Below are 15,825 nucleotides of genomic sequence, written 5' to 3' on the forward strand. Positions count from 1 at the left end.
CTTTTTTTATATCTAAATTTTGATTTTCTAAGATTAAGCGGTCCTATATTGCTGCCCAATAAACTATATAAAGCTATTTAAAATATAAAAAAAGCAGATCAATCGATCTGCTCATTTCCAACGCGTTGTCTAAACTTCTGACCCGCTCTGAAGGTCACTACCCTACGTGCTGAAATTGGAATTTCTTCACCTGTCTTAGGGTTACGTCCTGGACGTTCGCGTTTATCTCTTAACTCGAAATTACCAAAACCAGAAAGCTTAACCTGCTCCCCTGCAATAAGTGCTTGGCTAATCTCGTCAAAGAACAACTCGACCATTTGTTTTGCTTCACGGCGATTTAAGCTGGTTAACTCACTTAAATGATCAGCCATGTCTGCTTTAGTTAATGCTGTCATGAGGCCCTCAATGTCGCTTGATAAGTGTTTTCCAACACTTGGATTATATTGTCCATACCAGATTTAATTTCAGCATCTTCAAGCGTACGTGAAGGATGTTGCCATAATAATGCAAACGCCAATGAGCGCTTACCTTCTTCGACACCCTGCCCCGTATACACATCGAATAACCATGTAGAGTCTAAAAGCTCTCCACCAGTTTTTTCGATTAACTGCTGAATATCTCTAACATTTATATTATCAGAGATTAAAAGCGCAATATCACGTCTGATCGAAGGAAAACGTGATAATTCTGTAAAATTAGATACATAAGATTGCAAAACGGCTGTTTGATCGAGTTCAGCAACCCACGTTGTTGTTAAATCAAGCTCATTTTCTAGAGATGGATGCAAACGTCCTAAATAACCAATTGATTGTCCATCAACTAAAATTTCAGCAGACTGCCCCGGATGCAACCATGCACGCTCAGAACGTACATATTCAACTTTGACACGACCAGCAGCCAAAATCTCTTCTATCTCTCCTTTGAAGTCAAAGAAATCCATTGGTTGAGGCTTCACATGCCAAGATTCTGGTTGTTGCGAGCCAACTGCCACTAGAGCTAAAGTCGGAATCTGTTTTAGATCTTCAATACTCTTAGCATTTTGATAATCAAAACGAAGTCCTAATTCAAAGAAACGAACACGACTTTGTTGACGATTGAGATTATATTGTACGCAAGGGATTAAACTTGAAAGTAGAGTACTACGCATTGCAGCCAAATCACTTGAAATTGGATTTGCTAGCATTAACGGATTTACTTGCGGGTTCAATTGCTTTTCAAGTTTTGCATCAGCAAAGCTAAAACTAATTGCTTCTTGATAACCTAAAGTCACGATAGTTTGGCGTAACTCTGCAATTTCAAATCGGTCTTGATATTTAGCTAATTGAACATCCATGCTTGGTAAGCTAATTTGGATATTGTCATAACCATCAATACGTGCCACTTCTTCAATTAAGTCTTGATAAATAGCCATGTCATAGCGATGTGATGGAGGTACTACATTCCACTCACCTTCAGCTTTAACAGTTACTTCACACCCTAGTCGAGTTAAAGCATCTGCAATGAAATCAGCCGTCAATTGATATCCCAACAATTGGTCTACCTGAGCTTGTTTCAGTTCAATTGCTTCACGCTTTGGTAAAATTTCAGTTTTTTCAGCCACAGTAATTGGACCAAATTCACCACCTGCCAACTCTTGAATAAGCTGCGAAGCACGGTTCATGGCAATTAACGGCAACTCAAAATCTACACCACGTTCATAACGCTGTGAAGAATCAGTATGCAAGCCAAAACGACGAGCACGTCCAGCAATAGCAAGTGGCGCGAAGAAAGCACTTTCTAGGAAGATATCGGTAGTATCATCAGTTACGCTTGATGCTAAACCACCCATAATTCCAGCAATTGCCAAAGCTTTCTGGTCATCAGCAATCACCATAATATCTTCTTGTAATTCAACTTCTTGATCATTAAGGAGTTGTAATTTTTCTTGTGGCTGAGCTTGACGCACATGTACAGTCCCTTCGATTTTAGCTAAATCGAAAGCATGCATTGGCTGACCCAGTTCCATAAGGACATAGTTCGTCACATCAACCAAAATACTGTGCGTGCGAATTCCTGAACGAGCTAAAGCCTGCTCCATCCACTCAGGAGTAGCAGCTTTTACATTAACGTTTTTAATTACACGTCCTAAATAGCGTGGAGTACCTTCAGTGCTGATCACTACTTTCTTCTCATCAGCAATTGTCGCTTCAACTGATTTAATATCAGGTTCATTCATTTGCAGTTGGTTAATTACTGCAATCTCACGAGCGATACCACGGATACTGAAACAGTCACCACGGTTTGGTGTAATACTGATATCGATGACGTTATCATCGAGTTTTAAGTATTCACGGATATTTATCCCTACTGGAGCATCAGCAGGTAACTCAAGCAAACCATCGATTTTATCTTCAAGATCAATTTCAGAAGCACCACAAAGCATGCCTTGTGACTCAACTCCACGAAGTTTACCTTTTTTGATTTTGAAATCACCCGGTAATACAGCACCAATCGTTGCAACTGGAGCTTTCATGCCAGCACGAACATTCGGTGCCCCACAAACAATTTGTAAAGGCTCGCCCGAACCAATATTAACTGTCGTTACACGCAAACGATCTGCATCTGGATGCTGCTCAACTGTTAAAACTTCGCCGACCACGACGCCAGTAAATGGCTTAGCAACAGGTGCAAGTTCATCAACTTCAAGACCAAGCATAGTTAACTGATCAGACAATGTCTCACTATCAATTGCCGGGTTAACCCATGTGCGTAGCCAATTTTCGCTAATCTTCATCTTTATAAACCTTTTTTAATCCTGAAAAAATGTTAGGCAAATTGGCGTAAGAAACGCACATCATTTTGATAGAACATACGCAAATCATTAATGCCATAACGCAACATTGCAAAACGCTCTACCCCTAAACCAAAAGCAAAGCCTTTGTATTTATCAGGATCAATACCCGCAGCACGCAATACATTTGGATGTACCATGCCACAGCCTAAAACTTCTAACCAACGTCCACGCTCATCCATGATATCTACTTCTGCACTAGGCTCTGTAAATGGGAAATATGAAGGACGGAAACGTACTTTTAAATCTTTCTCAAAAAATTCATTCAGTAGGTTAATCAATAAACCTTTTAATTCAGCAAAGCTTGTGTTCTCAGCAACATATAAGCCTTCGATCTGGTGGAACATTGGTGAATGCGTTTGATCCGAATCACAACGGTAAACACGGCCAGGGCATACGATACGAATTGGCGGCTCACTCGTCTCCATTGTACGAATCTGTACCCCAGAGGTATGCGTACGTAGCAAGTGAGTAGCATCAAAGTAGAAAGTATCGTGCATAGCACGTGCCGGATGGTGACCAGGAATATTTAATGCTTCGAAATTGTGATAGTCATCTTCAACTTCTGGACCGGTTGCAACTGTAAAACCAGCTTTAGTGAAGAACTGACAAATTCGCTCTTGTACCTGAGTAACAGGATGAACTGTACCAATACGTTGACCACGGCCCGGCAATGTAATATCAATCGTTTCACTTGCTAGCTTTTGTGCAAGTGCTGCCTGTTGTAGTGCCGCTTGACGTTCTGTTAATGCAGTATTAATTGTTTCTCGAACAGCATGAATCGCAGCACCTTGTACTTTACGTTCTTCAGGGTCCATTTTCCCTAATGCTTTCGATTGTTCTGCAAGCTGGCTTTTTTTCCCTGTAAATTGCACACGCACCTGATCAAGTGCAACAAGGTCTTGAGCTGCTGCAATGGCAGCAAGCGCTTCTGTGGTCAGGGCTTCCAGTGACATATTAACTCTCAAAGCAACAAATTTAAAAAATATAATAAAACACTGCATTCTAACAGTTTTTCATCGAATTGATGAAGTTTATCCATCATGAAAAATGTATTAGGCAACAAAAAGACAAAACGTATAAGATAATAGCATCGTCAATGAGATCAACTATTATGGCGCTTAATCAGATTTGGAAACAACAACTTACGCTTGTGACATATGGTAATGAATACCTCCGTCAGAATTTAAGCTTTAACCAATGGCGACAACATCATATTTTCGACCATCATAGTTTTCAGTTTCGTGACTTAACTTCTCAGCATTTATTGGCTCAACACTTCCAAGTTTGGCTAGAAGCATTAAAAAAACAAGGTACCACAAAGCTTAGCTTACATTTATCAAGCCTTCTCAATGAAGAGCAAAATCCGAATAGCAATGTCGAGCTCTTACCTTATACTCATTTTATTGTGAGTCATCAAAACGATAAGAAGTTTGCATGGATTTTTGGCCATGAGCTTGCCGAATGGTATAACAATGATAATGAATTCGAAGCCCCTGCCTCACAAACCTGTGAGCTTCGTTTAGAAACTTTCTGGCGTTTTGAACTCAATGAAAAATTATCAAAAAAAATTGAAGTTGATTTAAAAAATCCGCCATGGCAAGAAATAGCCGATTTTATGGAGAGTGAATTATTCCAGAGTAAGTACGCAGCAGGCTTTGAGGAACCAGAATTTCAAAAAGCTGTTTTTGATGGTACAAATATTAAAAGCTTAGAGCCAAAACTTGCATTAATTCCAGAGAATTATCCCGCAGATTATGCTCATCAACTTTTATCTCGTACACAAGCATTAGCCAATTATTTAGAACAAAAGAAACGCCTTGCAAATGATCCTTTAGGAGAAGAACTAGATCAAGAACAGCTCATCAACCTAAGAAACTTTACACAAAAAACTGATGATTTGTTCGCCAAGCTTATTGTGAAAGTTGCCAACCATTATCAGACAGCTCAGATGGTGCCTGTAGTTAAACCTTCTCCATTTGAACAATCAAATGAAAATCCACAGCATCTTAAGTCTCACCACCATAAAGGCAATGGTTTAGGCGTTATTAAGCTGATTGTTTTGACGATTATTATTTGCGCTTTGGCTTATTATTTTGGTCTTTAAAGATTAGAGTTCCCATTGATAAAATAACTCTGTTATTTCGGGGCCGAACTCAGGTAGTTCGGTTTCCCCAATTAATTTAGCTCCCATTTTTTCGTAGAAGAAACGACTTGGATTTTTATTAAAGACTTCTAAGCGAATAAAACTGTATCCTTGATTTAAAGCACATTGGTAGAACTTTTGAAATAACTCACGTCCAATGCTTTGCTTTTGAACTTCTTTTAAAAGATAAAAAGCCATAATTTCAGCAATATTATTCTCTGGATTTAAATAACCATCGAGAAAGCCTTTCACGAACCCATTTTCAGTATAGACAAATAACTTATGATCAGGGCTTTGGGCTATTTCTTTCCATAATTGTTCTTTATCTAGTACTTTAAGCTCATCTAATATTTCTTGCTTAATTATACCTGTATAGGTTTCTTTCCAGCCCTGTACATGTACTTCTGCAATAGATAATGCATCCTTAAGTGATGCTATACGAATATCCATGTCATTTAATGATTTCAATTCACTTTCCTCACACCACTATTTTTAAAGTGAAGTATTGATTGGTCTCACACCAACCTACTTAGTTCAAAGTCGCTCTCGAACATGCATTAAAGCAAAACCCAACAAATTTAGTCCTTGCCATAGAGATGGATCTTGAATATGTGGATGGTCTTGCGCCATACCAATTCCCCCAATTTTATCGACTGGAGATGCTTCAACTAAAATACGATCTTTCGTTGCTAATAAGAATTTTTTCAATTCCGAATGCTGAGAGAATTTAGCAGAGTTTGCTCGCACCACGATGTCAAAACGCTTTTCTTGCCATACCTGTTCATCATAATTACGCACTTTACGACCTAGCTGTTTCGCTTCATTAGGATGTTTAACTTGCAAAATTCGTGCAAAAATTTCTTCATCATTAAATAATTTTGCTTTCTGCGCCATCATATAGTGTTCAGCAGTAAAGTATTTAATACCCTCTACTTCAAATTGCGCAGGAAACCACTGACTAAAACAACTCTTATCAACAACATCAGCTTTCTTAGGAATATGCCCCCAGAAATATAAATATTTGACCTGATGACCTTGCTGTACTTTTTGAATTAAATCATTTAGAAATTTTTCGTCTTTCATCTTTCGTCTTTTATCTTTTATCTTTTATCTTTTATCTCTGATTGTTATCTCTTTTTAAAATAGAACCACTAAAAATAAAAAAGACCGCTAAAAAGCGGTCTTTCTTTGAATCTCTAAGCTTATGCAGCTAATGCACCTTTAGCTTTTTCAGCTAAAGCAGCAAATGCTACTGCATCATGCATAGCGATGTCAGCTAATACGCGACGGTCGATGATCACTTGAGCTTTTTTCAAGCCATCGATCATACGGCTGTAAGACAAACCGTTTTGACGAGCACCAGCATTGATACGCGCAATCCATAGAGCACGGAATTGACGTTTCTTTTGACGGCGGTCACGGTAAGCGTATTGACCAGCTTTGATTACCGCTTGGAACGCTACGCGGTAAACGCGTGAACGAGCACCGTAGTAACCTTTAGCGCGAGCAAGAATTTTTTTGTGACGACGATGAGCCACTACACCACGTTTTACACGAGCCATTTATAATCTCCTTAGATGTATGGGCACATACGACGAACTGAATTCATGTCAGAAACATGAACCATTACACAGCCGCGTAATTGACGGATACGTTTAGCAGATTTTTTGGTCAAAATGTGGCGCTTGAATGCTTGTTTGCGCTTAAAACCGTTTGCAGTCGCTTTGAAGCGTTTAGCTGCACCACGGCGAGTTTTTAACTTAGCCATAGTAACCTCTTTTGGGCACCTGTTCGGCACGATCGCACCATTGCAAAATCGACCTGCAGGTAAGGAAGCGCGTATTTTATAGTATGCTGACTAAAATTAAAACTATTAGTTACTGTTTTTATGATGCAAAGAAAGACTTTTTCGCCTTCCACGGTGTTAGCAATATCAATAATAAATAAAGCACCTGCGCTTTTTTCCATTTATAATACGATCAAATTATCAACATACGATATTCCTAATGCAGAAACATGATGCATTTGCTGCCTTACGCTACAGAGATTTCTCAATTGTTACGATTAATCAATTTTGCTTAACTTTAGCAATTCTGATTCAAGAAATTATTGTTGCTTACTCACTCTATCAAATCACCAAAGATCCTCTGACTCTAGGTTTAATAGGACTTGCAGAAGCCATTCCTTTTATTGCTCTTTCTCTTTGGGGTGGCTATTTTGCAGATAGGTTTAATAAACAGATTATTATGAAAATCTGTTTATTTTTCTCGGTTCCTCTTCCTTTAGTACTATGGTCGCTGTTCCATCTGCATGGTCTAGGTCATATCAGCGTAAATTTCCTTTCATGGGGTATTTATGCTGTTATTTTTGGTTTGGGTACAATTCGTGGCTTTTACAATCCTTCTGCAACGTCTTTAAAACCATTTTTGATACCTCGTGAACTGTATGCAAATGGTGCAACATGGACGACAATCGGTTGGCAAAGTGGTGTAATTATCGGGCCAATGCTTGGTGGTTTCATGCTTGCCTATTTAGGCCGAGAAACAAGCTTATTTAGTGTTGCGGTTTTACTTGCTATTTGTTTTATCTTAATTAACCTATTGCATAAGCGTACTTTCCCTAAAATTGAAACTGCTAATGTTTTAGAAAGTTTAGGAGATGGTTTCCGTTTTATCTGGAAAACTAAAATTGTTCTTTGGGCAATTTCTCTTGATTTAGCTTCTGTTTTATTTGGTGGAGTCATCGCATTATTACCAATTTTTGCAGAAGATATCTTAAAAGTCGGCCCAGAAGGACTGGGATATTTACGTGCGGCACCCTCTATTGGAGCGCTCGTCACTATGATTGCTTTGACTCGCTTCCCACCAACTCAACATGCATGGCGTAACATGCTACTTGCTGTTGCAGGATTTGGTGTTTTCACGATTCTTTTCGCATTCTCAAACAACATGTGGTTATCACTATTTGCGTTGGCTATGACAGGTGCTTGTGACAGCATTTCAGTTGTGGTTAGACAAACCATTTTGCAAATTTTTCCGCCAGAAAATATGCGTGGACGCGTTGCTGCCGTAAACGGGATGTTCGTCTCATCTAGTAATGAGCTTGGTGCATTTGAGTCAGGGCTGGCAGCTAAATATTTAGGAACTATTGCAGCGACCATTTTTGGTGGTTGTATGACACTTGCAGTGGTCACCTTCTGTTGGCTAAAAACCAATGATCTATTTAAAGTCGATATTACTAAAAGCTCAGAAGACTAATTAAATCGTTTTAATAGAAGCATCTTCGGATGCTTTTATCTTAAATAAAATCTGTAATCATCCAATAAATAAAAATATAGCGTCCTGCTTTAGCAATCAAAACTATAATTAAAAAGCGCCAAAAATTTTCTTTGAATAAGCCCGCAACTAAAGTAATTGGGTCACCAATCACAGGTGTCCAACTTAGAAGCAGCGAATAAAACCCATACTTATGATAAAAACGCTGAGCTTGTTCTAAACGTTTTTCAGAAACTGGGAACCACTTTTTGTGTTTAAACTGCTCTATTTTTAAACCAAGCCACCAGTTCACACACGAGCCCAGTACATTTCCGAAGGTGGCAATAGAAATGAGAAGAAAAGCAGAATATTCTTTTTTTAATAATAAGGTGGCGAGCACAGCTTCTGATTGTAACGGTAATAATGTAGCCGCCCCAAACGCACTCAAAAAAAGTAAAAAGTAACTTAGCATATTAAATTAGACCAAATCACCTTTCACTTTATTCATTACGCTACCAATAAAAGTTAAATAACTTTAATTGATAGTGCTTTTTGTACCGCAGGACGTGCCGTCAAGCGAACAATATATTCTTGCACATAAGGATAATCCTCTAGCTGAATACCTTGCCATTCATAGCGCAAGATCCAAGGTAAAATTGCCATATCAGCAATCGAGTATTCACCCGCAACAAACTTCTGGCCAATGAGCTGCTTATTCAGCACACCATATAAGCGCTTAGTCTCATTTACATAGCGGTCTATAGCGTATGGAATTTTTTCTGGTGCAAAGCGGTTAAAATGATGATTCTGCCCTAGCATAGGCCCTAGCCCACCCATTTGCCACATGAGCCATTGTTCAACTTCAACTCGCTCTTGCTCATCAGTTGGATAAAATAATCCAGTTTTTCGACCTAGATATTGCAGGATCGCACCTGATTCAAATATTGAAATTGGCTCACCACGAGGTCCATCTTGGTCAACAATCGCCGGAATTTTATTATTTGGAGAAATTCTCAGAAAGTCTGGTTGAAATTGATCATTTTCTAAAATATTGATTGGGTAAAGAGTGTAGTCTAGTCCCATTTCTTCTAAGGCAATTGTGATTTTATGTCCATTGGGAGTTCCCCAATAATATAGATCAATCATTCTATTTTCCTATTCATCGTTATCATGACTGCGTCTTGCGTTATAGCATGTTTTAAGAGGGACGATGAGATTTCCAACACTAAAAAATACATAAAATTCAAGAATTGAATTTCTTTTAAAAGATATAGCAATTGTCTTAAATAAAACTGAACAGAGAAAATTAAATCATCTTTTTTTATTATGATAAGGATATAAAAAAGCACTGCTTTTGCAGTGCTTTTTTTGAGTATTACTTTTTCTTTTTCGGTCCAAGTAACATACCCATTTGACGGCCTTCCATTTTAGGTGCTTGTTCCACAACCCCAAACTCAGCGACATCCGCTTCAATTTTTTGTAATTGAGCTAAGCCAAGTTGTTGGTGAGCCATTTCACGACCACGGAAACGTAAAGTGATTTTCACTTTGTTTCCTTCTTCAAGGAATTTCAAAATAGCACGAAGCTTAACTTGATAATCACCAACATCAGTTGCAGGGCGCAGTTTGATTTCCTTCACTTGCACTTGATGCTGTTTTTTCTTCGCATCTTTTTGCTTCTGCTTAAGGTCAAACAAGTGCTTGTTGTAATCCATAATTTTACAAACAGGCGGCTCGGCGTTTGCAACGATCTCAACTAGGTCAAGATCTGCCTCTTCAGCAGCGCGCAGTGCTTCATTTAATGAAACAATTCCTTTTTGCTCACCGTCAGCACCAACGAGGCGTACTTCTTTTGCACGGATCTCGTCGTTAATTGCTGGACGGTTGCTTTTTGCACCTTGTTGTTGGTTACGGTCAGGCTGTTTAATCTTTCTTACTCCACAATATACCGGCCACGTTCGGCGACGGCAGACTTCACTAAGTCAATGAATGCATCTACTGACATAGTACCTAAATTTTTTCCTGAGCGGGTACGCACATTCACTGTACCTTCTTCAACTTCTCGATCACCAAGAACTAATAGGTAAGGAATACGCTCTAGAGTACGCTCACGAATCTTAAATCCGATTTTTTCATTTCTCAAGTCAGAAATAGCACGAAGGCCATTTTCTTTGAGTTTTGCTACGACTTTCTCACAAGCTTCAGCTTGAGAGTCGGTAATATTCATGACACATGCTTGTAACGGCGACAACCAAGGTGGCATGAAACCAGCGTAGTGTTCAATTAGTATACCAATAAAACGCTCAAAACTGCCAAGAATTGCACGATGCAACATTACAGGCTGATCACGATCATTGTCTTCAGTCACATAAGACGCATCTAAACGTTCTGGTAAGTTGAAGTCACACTGAATAGTACCACACTGCCATACACGTCCGAGACAGTCTTTCAATGAGAATTCAATTTTCGGACCGTAGAACGCGCCTTCACCAGGTTGTAATTCCCATTCGAGACCCGCTGCATCTAAAGCATCTGCTAAAGATTTTTCAGCCATATCCCAAAGTGCATCATCACCCACACGTTTTTCTGGACGTGTAGAAAGTTTCATTTGCACTTCTTCAAAGCCAAAATCTTTATAAACTTCTAAAGTCAGCTTAATAAAGTCAGCAACTTCTTGACCGATCTGCTCTTTAGTACAGAAAATATGTGCGTCATCTTGTGTAAAGCCACGTACACGCATAATGCCGTGTAAAGAACCTGATGGTTCGTTACGATGACAAGAACCAAACTCTGCTAAACGAATCGGTAGATCACGGTAAGACTTCAAACCTTGGTTGAACACTTGCACATGACATGGGCAGTTCATTGGCTTAACCGCATAGTTACGATTTTCAGAATGAGTCGTAAACATGTTGTCTGCGTAGTTGGCCGCATGTCCTGATTTTTCCCACAATGTAAAGTCTACAATTTGTGGTGTTTTAATCTCAAGGTAACCATTGTCTTGCTGAACTTTACGCATGTATTGTTCAAGTACTTGATAAATAGTCCAGCCATTTGGATGCCAGAACACCATACCCGGTGCTTCTTCTTGCATATGGAACAAGTCTAAAGCTTTACCAATTTTACGATGGTCACGCTTTTCAGCTTCTTCGATACGCTTGATATATGCAGCGAGCTGTTTTTTGTCTGCCCAAGCTGTACCATAAATACGTTGAAGCTGTTCGTTCTTCGCATCACCACGCCAGTATGCACCAGAGATTTTAGTGAGCTTGAACGATTTTAAGAATTTGGTATTCGGTACGTGTGGACCACGGCACATATCCAAATAATCTTGATGGTAGTACAAGCCCATTTGTGTTTCTTCAGGCATGTCTGCAATCAAGCGTAATTTATATTCTTCGCCACGCGCAGTAAATTCAGCAATAACTTCATCACGTGGTGTCATTTTTTTAACGACATCATAATCTTGATCGATGAGCTTTTTCATGCGCTCTTCGATAGCTGCCATATCATCCAAAGTAAAAGGACGTGGCATCCAGATGTCGTAGTAAAAACCTTCTTCAATGACTGGACCAATCACCATCTTGGCTTCCGGGAAAAGCTGTTTAACAGCATGCCCTACAAGGTGTGCACAAGAGTGGCGAATAATTTCAAGACCTTCCTCATCTTTTGGAGTGATAATTTGTAAGGTCGAATCTTCGGTAATTAAGTCACATGCATCAACTAAGCGATCATTTACACGGCCAGCAACAGTATTTTTTGCTAGACCAGGCCCAATACTTTGGGCAACTTCCATAACAGATACAGCGTGATCAAAACTCTTTTGATCGCCATTTGGCAATGTGATAATTGGCATAAAAAAATCCTTAAGGAGTGATGCCCTATACGAAGGAGCATTTCACCGCGAGATTATGATCGAGGCGAACCTCAAAATATAAAAACGGTGTAAATCAAAGTTAAAAAACCTGAAAGATTTTACACTTGTTCAAGCAATGTGAAAACCTTTGAGTCCATAAAATCATAAATACATTTTGCTTATCGCGTAAACAGCAATAAATGACTTAAAAAATATATTGAGATGATTTTTAAACATGTTTAACACAAGTGGTTTAAGATGAAGAAAATAGCATTTCTGCTCATTTTTTGACTGGAGGGTATCGCTCTTTAAGACTAAAGCATAGATGCTTTGATTAATATTAAATCATATGTTCAAAGAATGAATTAAAAATAGAACACGGAGTTGTTTCACATGGTTAGTGCTTATGATGAGTTACCACGCACACCCGCAAACTTTGTTGCGTTATCACCTCTACGCTACCTAGAGCGTGCGGCTTATATTTACCCAGATCAAGCTTCAATTATTCATGGTAAGCGCCAAATTTCATGGAAAGAAACTTACCAACGTTGTTGCCAATTTGCATCTCAGCTCAAGCAACTGGGAATTGAGAAAAATGATACGGTATCTGTCTTATTGCCAAATATTCCAGCCATGATTGAAGCACATTTTGCAGTTCCTATGGCGGGTGCGGTACTCAATACCCTCAATACACGTTTAGATGCAAAAACAATCGCTTTCATGTTGGAACATGCTGAAAGTAAAGTGCTGTTGGTTGATCCTGAATTTGTGAATTTGGCAAGAGAAGCCCTCTCACTTATTCCGAATCAGCACATTGTTGTGATTGATGTAGCTGATACGGAATACGAAGGTGAAAATCAGTTTTTGGGTTCCTTTGAATATGAAGAATGGATCGCTCAAGGCGACATTAACTTCTCTTGGCATTTACCAGAAGATGAATGGGATGCGATTAGCTTAAATTACACATCTGGAACTACAGGTAATCCTAAAGGTGTGGTCTATCATCATCGCGGGGCTTATCTTAATGCTGCAAGCAATATCTTGGCTTGTGGAATGAAACCGCGTGCTGTGTATTTATGGACACTCCCCCTCTTTCATTGTAATGGCTGGTGTTTTGCATGGAGCATAGCAGCAAGTGGTGGAACCAATATCTGTTTACGCAAAGTCGATCCCGAATTAGTCATGCAATTGATTGCAGCCCATAAAGTTGATTATTTCTGTGGTGCGCCTATTGTTCTTTCAATGATTCTTAACTTACCTAAAGAAAAACAAACGAACTTTGATCACCATGTTGAAGTCATGGTTGCTGGGGCAGCTCCACCTGTTGCCATTATTGAAGGGATGCGAAACATGGGGATTAACGTAAACCATGTATATGGCTTAACAGAAACTTATGGGCCTTCTGCCCTATGTGCTTCTCAATCTGGATGGAATGAGCTATCAATTGCTGAACAAGCCCAACTTCATTCCCGTCAAGGCGTACCCTACCCATTACAAGACAGCATGCGTGTATTAGATCCCGAGACTATGGAACCTGTGCCTAATGATGGTCAAACCATGGGAGAAATCATGTTCCGTGGCAATATTGTCATGAAAGGCTATTTAAAGAACCCTAAAGCGACTCAAGAAGCCTTTGCTGGAGGATGGTTTCACACGGGCGACCTAGCTGTTTGTCACCCAGATGGTTATGCAAAAATTACTGATCGTTCAAAAGACATCATTATTTCAGGTGGAGAAAACATTTCATCTTTAGAAGTAGAAGATGTGTTGTATAAACACCCTGCTGTATTAACCGCTGCGGTAGTCGCCAAACCCGATGCGCGCTGGCAGGAAGTACCATGCGCGTTTATTGAATTAAAGATGGGGACTACAGCAACGCCTGAAGAAATTATTGCACACTGCCAAAAAGAATTAGCGCGCTTTAAAGTGCCTAAAGATGTGGTTATTACAGAAATTCCAAAAACATCTACAGGTAAATTACAGAAATTTATCTTGCGTGAATGGGCAAAAGAACGGGCTGAAAATTTATAAATAAAAAAGCGACGCCTTGAGCGTCGCTTTTTACTATTGAAGAGCAATTAGCCTTGATCAGACAATAAGGCAATTTGCTGCACATAGTTAACAAATTTACCTTTTGATGCCTCAAGCTCTGCTTCACTCACTTCTTGAGTCTTATCACGCTTGATTCTCAACACATGCTGACGCAAGGTGTGACGTTCCGAAGCATTATAAATTTTACTAAATTCATTAATTGCAGGGTCACCTTGTTCGATCATACGATCAACCCAACGCATCAATTGAGCCTGCTTTTTTGCGCCTTGCTGCGGAGTTAGATAAGACAAAATAACGGTCTCATCTTCATTGCGCAATAATTTACCAATACGTTGAAACTGACGACGACGAGCTTCAAAAGAACTAATGTTCTGTACTTCCATTAACGCATCAATTAAACGTTCATCAACTGGAAGTTTTTGAATCTGTTTAACAGAAAGTTGTGCTAATTGCTCACCTAAAGCAGCCATACGTTGAACTGCTTTTTTCTGCTCTGTCTTACTTGCACGTCCTTCTAAAGAGCCAAAATCTTCTTCAGTATAACGTTGGGGACGACGTGCCACGATTAATCTGCCTCATAAAATTTTGCGGCGAATAACGCCTGTACTTCATTTAATGCCTGCTCTTCGTCGGTACCATCAATGACCAATCGCAAAGTGGTCCCTTTACCTGCACCTAACATCAGCAAAGACATAATATTTTTTGCATCTACTAAATGATCGCCTTTTCCAATTTGGATCGACGAACGAAATTTTGTAGTGACCTCTATCAGTTTTCCTGATGCACGAGCATGTAAACCGAGTTTATTAATTACATCAACAGTTGTGTCTATCATGACCAGTGCTTCATTTCTCTGTGTAAGACCTGAACAGACCATTCTGCCTCAAGTGCTTGTTTTAGTCTATCTACGATATAAACGGAACGATGTTGACCGCCAGTACAACCAATAGAAATCGTCATATAGTGACGATGTCCTTCAGCAAATGCTGGAAGCCATTTTTTCAAGAAGTGAAGAATATCATCAAACATTTCGTTTGCTTGCGGACTTGCTTCTAAAAATTGTCTTACTGGCTCATCCAAACCAGAAAAACGTCTCAATTCTAAATCCCAATGCGGATTTGGTAAATGCCGTACATCAAAAACATAATCAGCATCTAGAGGAATGCCATGTTTATATCCAAATGACTGCAATATCACAATGAGCTTATCTGACTGCCCCAATTTAGACAGTAAAATATGCTTTAGATCATGAACACTTTTATCTGTTGTATCAATATGAACCGTAGCGCGGAACTGAATTGGGAGCAGTAACTGCTTTTCTTCATGAATACATTGCAACAGACTTTTAAAACGATTGGCTAATGGATGCGGACGACGTGATGCACTAAAACGTGCGATCAAATCCTGATCTTGCGTAGTCAGATAAATCACATCAACTGTGCCATGTTTTTGTAGTTGCTCAAAAACATGATCGAACTCTTGCATATCTGCACGAGTGCTTCGAACATCCACACCTAATGCCAACTGTTCTAGATTATTTTCATGATCTAGCTTTGCCACAATTTCGGGCAGCAATGCCAAAGGCAAATTATCAATACAGTAATAGCCCAAATCTTCTAACACTTGGAGAGCTGAAGATTTTCCTGAACCAGACTGTCCTGTCACGATAAGTATACGCTTCATGGCAT

At 39.4% G+C, this 15,825-nt stretch carries 18 protein-coding genes; 3 read left to right on the forward strand and 15 right to left on the reverse strand.

Going from position 1 to position 15,825, the window contains the following annotated elements; genetic code table 11:
• Positions 1-98: 98 nt before the first annotated feature.
• Genes J536_RS06530 through pheS form a run of 3 tightly spaced genes read right to left on the reverse strand, consistent with a single transcriptional unit; the run spans position 99 to position 3,786 of the window.
• Positions 99-395 (reverse strand): integration host factor subunit alpha, encoded by a 297-nt coding sequence (locus J536_RS06530; protein WP_000126166.1) that lies wholly within the window; start codon positions 393-395, stop codon positions 99-101.
• On the reverse strand, positions 392-2,773 hold the full coding sequence (pheT, locus tag J536_RS06535; RefSeq protein ID WP_017482376.1) for a phenylalanine--tRNA ligase subunit beta: 2,382 nt from the start codon (positions 2,771-2,773) through the stop codon (positions 392-394). Before pheT ends, J536_RS06530 begins: the two co-directional genes overlap by 4 nt.
• A gap of 32 nt (positions 2,774-2,805) precedes the next feature.
• On the reverse strand, positions 2,806-3,786 hold the full coding sequence (gene pheS / locus J536_RS06540; RefSeq protein ID WP_002117277.1) for a phenylalanine--tRNA ligase subunit alpha: 981 nt from the start codon (positions 3,784-3,786) through the stop codon (positions 2,806-2,808).
• A 158-nt stretch (positions 3,787-3,944) separates the two neighbouring features.
• Between pheS and J536_RS06545 the strand changes: the two genes are divergently transcribed.
• Positions 3,945-4,937: a hypothetical protein gene (locus J536_RS06545; protein WP_032062457.1), complete on the forward strand. Its 993-nt coding sequence runs from the start codon at positions 3,945-3,947 to the stop codon at positions 4,935-4,937.
• 3 nt (positions 4,938-4,940) lie between these two features.
• Here J536_RS06545 and J536_RS06550 read toward each other — a convergent pair whose 3' ends face one another.
• From J536_RS06550 to J536_RS0104215, 5 genes are all read right to left on the reverse strand, one after another.
• Positions 4,941-5,444 carry a GNAT family N-acetyltransferase gene (locus tag J536_RS06550; protein WP_032062459.1) on the reverse strand — a complete coding sequence of 168 codons (504 nt, stop codon included), beginning with the start codon at positions 5,442-5,444 and terminating at the stop codon, positions 4,941-4,943.
• Positions 5,445-5,510: 66 nt separating this feature from the next.
• The gene (locus J536_RS06555) at positions 5,511-6,059 is read right to left on the reverse strand and encodes an NADAR family protein (RefSeq protein ID WP_032062461.1); all 549 of its coding nucleotides are present in this window, start codon (positions 6,057-6,059) and stop codon (positions 5,511-5,513) included.
• A 119-nt stretch (positions 6,060-6,178) separates the two neighbouring features.
• Entirely contained in the window at positions 6,179-6,538 is a 360-nt protein-coding gene (gene rplT / locus J536_RS06560; protein ID WP_000124858.1) for a 50S ribosomal protein L20, read from the reverse strand.
• Positions 6,539-6,549: 11 nt separating this feature from the next.
• The gene (rpmI, locus tag J536_RS06565) at positions 6,550-6,744 is read right to left on the reverse strand and encodes a 50S ribosomal protein L35 (protein WP_002054552.1); all 195 of its coding nucleotides are present in this window, start codon (positions 6,742-6,744) and stop codon (positions 6,550-6,552) included.
• Entirely contained in the window at positions 6,732-6,944 is a 213-nt protein-coding gene (locus J536_RS0104215; protein ID WP_032062463.1) for a hypothetical protein, read from the reverse strand. The genes rpmI and J536_RS0104215 overlap by 13 nt, the downstream gene beginning before the upstream one ends.
• Positions 6,945-6,982: 38 nt before the next feature.
• Between J536_RS0104215 and nreB the strand changes: the two genes are divergently transcribed.
• The gene (nreB, locus tag J536_RS06570; RefSeq protein WP_032062465.1) at positions 6,983-8,233 is read left to right on the forward strand and encodes a nickel resistance MFS transporter NreB; all 1,251 of its coding nucleotides are present in this window, start codon (positions 6,983-6,985) and stop codon (positions 8,231-8,233) included.
• Between the two features lie 40 nt (positions 8,234-8,273).
• On the opposite strand, the gene J536_RS06575 is transcribed toward nreB, so the two are convergent.
• From J536_RS06575 to thrS, 4 genes are all read right to left on the reverse strand, one after another.
• Positions 8,274-8,702: a YqaA family protein gene (locus J536_RS06575; RefSeq protein WP_032062467.1), complete on the reverse strand. Its 429-nt coding sequence runs from the start codon at positions 8,700-8,702 to the stop codon at positions 8,274-8,276.
• Between the two features lie 53 nt (positions 8,703-8,755).
• Positions 8,756-9,376 (reverse strand): glutathione S-transferase N-terminal domain-containing protein, encoded by a 621-nt coding sequence (locus J536_RS06580; protein WP_002117212.1) that lies wholly within the window; start codon positions 9,374-9,376, stop codon positions 8,756-8,758.
• A 229-nt stretch (positions 9,377-9,605) separates the two neighbouring features.
• A complete protein-coding gene (gene infC / locus J536_RS06585; RefSeq protein WP_075383312.1) occupies positions 9,606-10,157 on the reverse strand; it encodes a translation initiation factor IF-3 in 552 nt (183 codons plus the stop codon).
• A gap of 5 nt (positions 10,158-10,162) precedes the next feature.
• Complete coding sequence (gene thrS / locus J536_RS06590; protein WP_002117224.1) at positions 10,163-12,085, reverse strand: threonine--tRNA ligase; 1,923 nt, start codon at positions 12,083-12,085, stop codon at positions 10,163-10,165.
• A gap of 393 nt (positions 12,086-12,478) precedes the next feature.
• On the opposite strand from thrS, the gene J536_RS06595 reads away from it, so the two are divergent.
• Entirely contained in the window at positions 12,479-14,116 is a 1,638-nt protein-coding gene (locus J536_RS06595; protein WP_017482382.1) for an acyl-CoA synthetase, read from the forward strand.
• A gap of 47 nt (positions 14,117-14,163) precedes the next feature.
• Here J536_RS06595 and yjgA read toward each other — a convergent pair whose 3' ends face one another.
• The 3 genes from yjgA to rapZ are packed head-to-tail and all read right to left on the reverse strand — an operon-like array spanning position 14,164 to position 15,820.
• Entirely contained in the window at positions 14,164-14,700 is a 537-nt protein-coding gene (gene yjgA, locus J536_RS06600; protein ID WP_014208401.1) for a ribosome biogenesis factor YjgA, read from the reverse strand.
• A 2-nt stretch (positions 14,701-14,702) separates the two neighbouring features.
• Entirely contained in the window at positions 14,703-14,972 is a 270-nt protein-coding gene (locus J536_RS06605; protein ID WP_000567533.1) for an HPr family phosphocarrier protein, read from the reverse strand.
• Positions 14,969-15,820 carry an RNase adapter RapZ gene (gene rapZ, locus J536_RS06610; protein WP_005066272.1) on the reverse strand — a complete coding sequence of 284 codons (852 nt, stop codon included), beginning with the start codon at positions 15,818-15,820 and terminating at the stop codon, positions 14,969-14,971. The genes J536_RS06605 and rapZ overlap by 4 nt, the downstream gene beginning before the upstream one ends.
• Positions 15,821-15,825 lie beyond the last annotated feature (5 nt).

The organism is Acinetobacter sp. 809848 (assembly GCF_000581275.1).
Lineage (GTDB): Bacteria > Pseudomonadota > Gammaproteobacteria > Pseudomonadales > Moraxellaceae > Acinetobacter > Acinetobacter pittii.